This is a genomic window from Streptomyces sp. NPDC054847, from assembly GCF_053610925.1.
The window spans coordinates 1-7532 of the sequence record NZ_JBSGZJ010000351.1 but is presented as its reverse complement, the minus strand read 5'-3'; the positions used below and the strand labels follow the sequence as shown (position 1 = coordinate 7532).

The following is a 7532-nucleotide window of genomic DNA, read 5'->3' as shown; positions in this document are numbered from 1 at the left end:
GCCTCCCACAGTCACCACATGGACGCCCTGCTGCCCGACCTCGAGGCGGAGTTGGCGTCGTTGACGCCTCGTGCGGGACAGGTGCCGTTCTACTCCACGGTCACCGGCGCACTCCTCGACGGCACGGCACTCGACGCCCGGTACTGGAGCCGCAACCTCCGCCAGCCGGTGCGACTCGATGCGGCGCAGCAGGCGCTGCTCGCCGACGGGCTGGACGTGTTCGTCGAAGTCAGCCCCCACCCGGTCCTGATCATGCCGCTCACCGACGGCACCCTGCACGCCGGCCACGACCAGGCCGTCGTCGCAGCCACACTCCAACGCGACCACGGCGACCTCACCCAGTTCCTGCGCACCGCCGGACTGCTCCACGTCCACGGCGTCCCCGTCGACTGGCGACGCGTCCTCGGCGAAGCACCCGTGGCCGCACTGCCCACCTACGCCTTCCAGCGCCGCCGCTACTGGATCGACACCCCCGCCAAGACCACCACCACGTCCACCGCCGCACCCGTCGACGCCTTCTGGACAGCCGTCCGCGCCGGCGAGAGCGGCCGGATCGCGGACCTGCTGGACGCCCCCGCACCCCTGCGCGCCGGGATCGACGAACTCCTGCCGCTGCTGGCCGCCTGGCAGGACAAGCAGCACACCCACGCCACCGTCGCCCCCTGGCTCTACGACGACGTGTGGCAGCCGCAGGCCCCGCCCGCCACCACCCCCGCCGCCCTCGAAGGCGGCTGGGCCCTGGCCGCCGGCCCCGACCAGGCCCGCCTCGCCGACGAACTCGCCCGCGAACTGCGCCTGGCCGGCGCCACCGTGCACCGCCTCGACACCGGCCAGGACCGCACCGCGCTGGCCACCGCCCTGAACGCCCTCGCCCCCGGCCTCGCCGGCATCGTGACACTCGGCGGCCTCGACACCACCCTCGACACCGCGGGCGTCCCGCACGGATTCCGCACCACCCTCGCCCTCGTCCAGGCCCTCACCGACACCGGCCTCCCCCTGCCGCTGTGGATGCTCACCCAAGGCGCGGTCAGCGTCGACGGCACCGAACCCCTGCCCCACCCCCTGCAGGCCCTGGTGGCCGGACTGGCACGGGTGACCGCCCTGGAACAGCCCGCCCTGACCGGCGGCACCGTCGACCTGCCGGCGAGCCCCCACGACGGCTGGGCCCTCCAACTCGTGAACACCCTGCTGGCCAAGGACCACGAGGACCAGATCGCCCTGCGCCCCGACGGCCGCTACGTCCGCCGGATGCTGCGCACCGCCCCCGACCGGCCCGCCACCGCCTGGACCACCGGCGGCACCGCACTGATCACCGGCGGCACCGGAGGACTGGGCCTGCACCTGGCCCGCTACCTCACCCGGCGCGGCACCACCCGCCTCGTCCTGGCCTCCCGCACCGCCTCCCGCTCGGCCGCCGCCGCCGCACTGCGCGACGAACTCGCCGGCGCCGGCATCACCGTCACCACCGCCGACTGCGACATCAGCGACCGCGAACAACTGCGCCGGCTCCTCGAACACTGCGACGACGACGCGACGCAACCGCTGCGCGTGGTCGCCCACCTCGCCGGCATCACCCGCGGCACCGCCCTCCAGGCGATCACCCCCGACCAGATCGGCGAGGAACTGGCCGCCAAACTCCACGGCGCACGGCACCTCCACGACCTGCTCACCGACCGCCCCCTGGACGCGTTCCTCCTCTACGGCAGCGGCGCCAGCCTGTGGGGCGGAGCCCACCAGGCCCTGTACGCCGCCGCCAACACCGGACTCGACGCCCTCGCCCGCCACCGCCGCACCCTCGGCCTGACCGCCACCGTCGTCCACTGGGGCGGCTGGGCCGGCGAGGGCATGCTCACCGCAGAGGCCGAAGAACACGTCCAGGCCCGCGGCCTGTACTCCATGGAACCCGCCCACGCCCTGCACGCCCTCGGCGCCGCCCTCGACGCCGACCTGACCACCCTCGGTGTCGCGGACATCGACTGGACCCGCTTCGCCCCCGCCTACTGCGCGGCCCGGCCCCGCCCTCTCATCGAGGACATCGACGACGTCCGCGCCGCGCTCGCCGCCCACCAGTCACCCGACGACGCCCTCGCCGGCGCCCGCCTCGCCGACGAACTCGCCCGCATGAGCCCAAAGACGCGCCTGCACCACATGACCGGGATCGTCCGCACCGAAATGGCCCACGTCCTGGGCCTCGCGGCCGCGGACATCCCCGACCGGCAGCCGCTGCAACAGCTCGGATTCGACTCCCTGATGGCCGTCACCGTCCGCGGCAACCTCGCCCGCGCCACCGGCCTGCCCCTGACCACCGGCATCCTCATCAAACACGCCACCTGCGACGGCATCGCCCGCCACCTCGTCGGCGAACTCCACGGCGAGCCCGCCGGCCCGCCACCGCCGCCCGCCACCGGTGACAACCCCTGGCTGCGGGTCCTCAAGCCCGCCGCCCGGCCGCACGCCCGGATCGTGTGCCTGCCCGGCATGGGCGGCACCACCGGCGGCTACACCCCCCTGATCCGCAACCTCCCCGACGGCGTCGAACTCCTCGGCGTGCAGATGCCGGGCCGCGAGGCCCGCACCGACGAACCCCCGATGACCGACATGACAGCCGTCGCCGAACACATCACCACCGCCCTGTCCGGCCACGACCCCGTCCCGCTGGTCCTCTACGGCCACAGCCAGGGCTCCTGGCTCGCCTGGGAAGTCGCCCACCGGCTCGCCGAACGCGACGACGCACCACCGCTGTCCCTCGTGGTCGCCTGCGCCCGCACCCCGTTCGCCGACACACCCGAGATCATCCAGCGGATCGGGGAGGCGACCGCCGCCTGGGACGGCACCTCGACCGCCCACCTCGCCGAGGTCTACCAAGGGCTGCTGCCCCAGCAGATCCTCGACAACGAAGACCTCCTCACCGAGTACATCCAACGGCTCGTCGTCGACGTCCAGCTCGGCGAGAACCACCGCGAGACCCTCGCCACCGTCCACCGCGACCCGCTGAAGATCCCCGTCGTCGCCATAGCCGGCACCCACGACCCGGTGGTCCCCGCACCGTCCATGGACAGCTGGCGCGAAATGACCCACGGAACCTTCACCCGGCGCAGCATCCCCGGCACCCACGCGGCACCGCTCGAGAACGCACAGGCCATGGCCGCCGAACTCCTCTCCGCGATCCCCGCCCCGGGCCGATGACCCGCCCGCCCGCCCCGCCCTTCCTGACACACCTTCACGGAGGAACGCCATGCCCGAGATCCAGCGCCCCGACGGTGCCCGCATCCACTACCAGGAGCACGGGGAAGGATTCCCCGTCCTGCTCCTCGCCCCGGGCGGCGTGAGCAGCCAGATCGAATCCTGGGACGCGAACTTCTACCACCCCGTGCGCGAACTGGCCCCCCACTTCCGCGTCATCGCGATGGACCAGCGCCACGCCGGCCGCAGCCACGCCCCCACCACCCCCTTCTCGTACGAGCAGACCACCGGCGACCAGCTCGCGGTCCTCGACCACCTCGGCATCGACCGGGCCCACCTGGTGGCCGCCGGCAGCGGATGCGCCCACGCCTGGCGGCTGACCCACCAGGCCCCCGACCGGGTGGCCGCCGTCGTCGGCCAGGAGCCCGCCGGCCGGGACTCCACCAACACCCTCGGCTCGTTCTTCACCGAGTTCGACGAGGCGATGCGCCACGTACGCGCCGCCTCCCTCGACGACCCCGACACCATGGGGCTGCGCGCGGTGATCGAAGCCGCCCTGCACGAGCCCCGGTTCAGCCTCAACCCCGCCGCCGGGCCCTTCGCCCAGCGGCTCCACGACGACGCCGCCTTCCGCGAGGAGTTCCTCACCTTCACCCGCGAAAGCTACGTCACCCGCCTGGTCCGCTTCCGCGACGGCGTCTGGCCCGACGGGTCGGCCTACTTCACCGTCCCCGAGGAGTGGATGACCCACTTCCCCGCCCCGCTGCTCCTGCTGCCCGGAAGCGACCTGCACCACCCCGAGGGCGTGTCCAAGCGCATCGCCGCGGAGGCCCCGCGGGCGACCCTCCTCGACCACGGCTTCGACGCCCCCGAGCGGCGAAACGCGACCGTCGAGGCGATCACCGGGTTCCTCACCGCGCACACCCCCCGCTGACAACGAAAGAAGGCAACCGCGATGCCCACCCTCGACTCCCTCGACATCACCAGCGAAGCGCTCATCAACGAGCGCGGCTACCCGTGGAAGGAGTGGGAGCAGCTGCGCCGCGAGGCCCCGGTCTACTGGTACCAGCGCCCGGGCTACGAGCCCTTCTGGGCGCTGACCAAGTACGACGACCTCGCCTGGGTCGCCGCCAACCCGCACCTGTTCACCGTCAGCCAGCGCGTGCAGATCGAGACCCCCGACGAGATCGAGCCATTCGAGACCGAACGGGTCCGCCGCGCCGAGCAGTACGGCCACCCCGTCGACTACCACTACGGCCTGCCGTTCATGGACCCGCCGGGCCACCTCCAGGTGCGCAAGGCCATCTACCCGGCCTTCACCGCCGGCGGTCTGGCCGAGATGGAAGTGCGGCTCAAGGAGCTCGCCGTCCAGCACGTCGCCGAGTTCACCCAGCTCCTCGACGAGCGCGGCCACGCCGACGTGGCGCACGAGCTGTCCGCGAAGCTGCCGCTGGCCGCCCTGTTCGACCTGCTGGGCGTCCCGGAGAAGGACTGGGAGTACCTCTTCGACCTGCACCACAAGATCGCCAGCGCCTTCAGCTCCGGCTTCAAGTCCCTCGACGGCGAGGACCCGCAGGCCGCCTTCATGCGCCTGATCATGGACCTCGACGACTACATGGCCCAACTGGTGCGCACCCGCATGGCCGAAGGCGGCGGCGACGGCAAGGACGTCCTCAGCCGGCTCGCGAACGCCCGCCTGAACGGCGAGAAGCTCCAGTTCCACGACATCTCCTACCACTTCACCAACCTGGTGCACGCCGGCAACGGCACCAGCCGCAACGCGATCGTCGGCGGCGTGAAGGCCCTGCTGGAGCACCCGGACCAGCTGCGGAAGCTGATCGAGGACCCGTCCCTGGTCGACAGCGCCGTCGAGGAGATCCTGCGCTGGACCTCGGTGGGCATCGTCTTCGCCCGGGTCGCCAAGCAGGACCTCGAGATCCGCGGCCAGCTCATCCGCAAGGGCCAGACCGTCGCCATGGTGCACCCCTCGGCCAACCGCGACGAGGACATCTTCGACGAGCCGGACCGCTTCGACATCACCCGCTCGCCCAACAAGCACCTCGCGTTCGGCGGCGCCGGCGAACACCGCTGCATCGGCATGGCACTCGCCCGCATCGAACTGCGGGCCATGTTCCACGCACTGCTGCCGCTGCTGCCCACCCTGGAACTGACCGGCGAGGGACGACTGCACGTCCTGCGCATGGTCGTCGCCGAATACTCCGAGCTTTCCGTCCGGCGCAAGCAGACCGCCGCCTGAACCGGCCGCGGGCAGAGCACCACGGCGAAATCCACGGACAGACAGGGAAGAGGGGACGGACGTGTCCACACAGGAAGCCACCGGCAGGAAATGCGCCGGCGGCAGAACACTTGAATTGCCGACGACACTCCAGGGATTCGCCGACTGCGACGAGACGGATCTGCAGATCGTGGTCCCGTGGACCGGGCCCGCCATCGACCCCGGCACCGGATTGCTGCGCGGCCCCCTGCCCGACCGGTATCTCATATCCGCATCCAGCGGATGGCCGAAACCGGACGCCGAAGAGACGACCGCTGACATGATTCAGGTCCTCATACAAGAGGGCTGGGAAAAGTACGGGATGCTGGCCGCCACCTTCGCCTACTCCGAGCGCTGCTGGAACAGCGCCAAGGGCCTTTCCATCTGGAAGGACGAGGAGTCCATGCGCGCGTTCGTCGCGTCGGCGGAGCACATGGCGGCCATGCGGAAGACCAAGAAGGTGATGTACGCGTGGGAGTCCACCCACTGGGTCGCCACGGAAACCGCACGGCTGCCCACCTTCGCCGAAGGCAAATCGAAACTCGCCGAAGTCCGCGAGGACTACCCCGTGCGATGACCATCCGACCGGCCGGCGGCGCGTCCCACCACCCCGCCCCCCACAGAAACAGGTGACATGAGTAAGCACATCGCGTTCTTCAACTTCCCCGCCTTCGGCCACATCAACCCCAACCTGGGAGTGGTCCAGGAACTGGTCCGGCGCGGCCACAAGGTCACCTGCACCACCACCGACCACTTCGCGCCGGCCATCGAGGCGTCCGGCGCCCGCCCGGTCACCTACACCTCCGTCTTCGGCGACTACTACACCAGCCCCTACACCCCCGAAGCCCTCAAGGGCGAAGGCCTGCGCTGCTTCAACGAGGCCAAGACCCTCGCCGAATCCGCCGAGGCCTTCTACGCCGACGACCGCCCCGACCTCGTCGTCTACGACTTCATGGCCTGGGGCGCCCGGTTCTACGCCGCGAAGCACGACGTGCCCGCGATCAGGCTGCACCCCTCGTACGGGGCCAACGAGCACTTCGCCATCCACGAGAAGTTCCCGGTCGCCGAGATGAGCGACCCGCTGGTGATGGACATGCTCACCCAGCTCGAGGCGCACCTGCCGAGCATCGGCCTGGAAGGAACCTCCGCGATGGAGTTCCTCACCAAGATCGAGGACCTCGGCATCATCTTCCTGCCCCGCGAGTTCCACTACGACGGCGACACCTTCGACGAGCGTTTCGTCTTCGCCGGACCCTGCCTCCGCGACCGGTCCGCCTTCCAGGGCAGCTGGCAGCCCACCGGCGACCGGCCCGTCCTGCTGATCTCCCTGGGCACCGCCGCCACCGGCTGGCCCGAGTTCTTCACCATGGCCGTCGAAGCGTTCCGCGACGCCCCCTGGGAGGTCGTGATGGCCGTCGGCGACCACGTCGACGCGGCCGAACTGGGCGACCTGCCCGCCCACTTCCACGTCTCCCGGCACGTGCCGCAGCTCGACGTGCTGCGCCACGCGAGCCTGTTCATCACCCACGGCGGCATGAACAGCACCATGGAATCCCTCTACAACGGCGTGCCCATGGTCGTCATCCCCCAGATGAACGAGCAGCGGGCCAACGGCCTGCGCGTCGAGGAACTGGGCCTCGGCCGGTTGCTCGCCGCCTCCGACACCACCGTCCAGAGCCTGCGCAAGCTCGCCGACGACGTCCACGCCGACCAGGGCGTCAAGGACCGGGTCACGGCCCTGCAGACCAAGATGCAGCAGATCGACTGACCGGTCGTCGCCGCCGACGCCATCGAAGGGTTCCTGGCCTCCGCCCGCTGACCCGCCCCCTGACGACCGCAGCCGGCCGGACCGGACGGGGGCCCCACGCCCCCGACGACCCGGCCGGCTTCTTTCTGCAGATTTATCAAGGAGAAGACGTGAAGCGAATAGCTCTGCCGGCCCTCGCCGTCGCCCTGGCGATGACGACGGTGCTGGCCATGGAAGTGAACGCCGGAGAGCAGCAGGAGCCGAACTCCCGGCACCCGCACGCGAAGAACGGCGCCTTCCCTCCCATTGGACCGATATCAGGCCCCG

The 7532-nt window shown here is 71.0% G+C and carries 5 protein-coding genes; all 5 read left to right on the top strand.

What is annotated here, in order from left to right; translation table 11 throughout:
- The coding region (locus ACWGH4_RS26790) for an SDR family NAD(P)-dependent oxidoreductase (protein WP_453465464.1) at positions 1 to 3186 on the top strand (3186 nt) is incomplete at its 5' end.
- 49 nt (positions 3187 to 3235) lie between these two features.
- A complete protein-coding gene (locus ACWGH4_RS26785) occupies positions 3236 to 4117 on the top strand; it encodes an alpha/beta fold hydrolase (protein ID WP_453465462.1) in 882 nt (293 codons plus the stop codon).
- A gap of 21 nt (positions 4118 to 4138) precedes the next feature.
- On the top strand, positions 4139 to 5440 hold the full coding sequence (locus tag ACWGH4_RS26780; RefSeq protein ID WP_453465460.1) for a cytochrome P450: 1302 nt from the start codon (positions 4139 to 4141) through the stop codon (positions 5438 to 5440).
- Between the two features lie 61 nt (positions 5441 to 5501).
- Complete coding sequence (locus ACWGH4_RS26775) at positions 5502 to 6035, top strand: DUF3291 domain-containing protein (RefSeq protein ID WP_441267595.1); 534 nt, start codon at positions 5502 to 5504, stop codon at positions 6033 to 6035.
- 57 nt (positions 6036 to 6092) lie between these two features.
- Entirely contained in the window at positions 6093 to 7226 is a 1134-nt protein-coding gene (locus ACWGH4_RS26770) for a macrolide family glycosyltransferase (RefSeq protein WP_453465457.1), read from the top strand.
- Positions 7227 to 7532 lie beyond the last annotated feature (306 nt).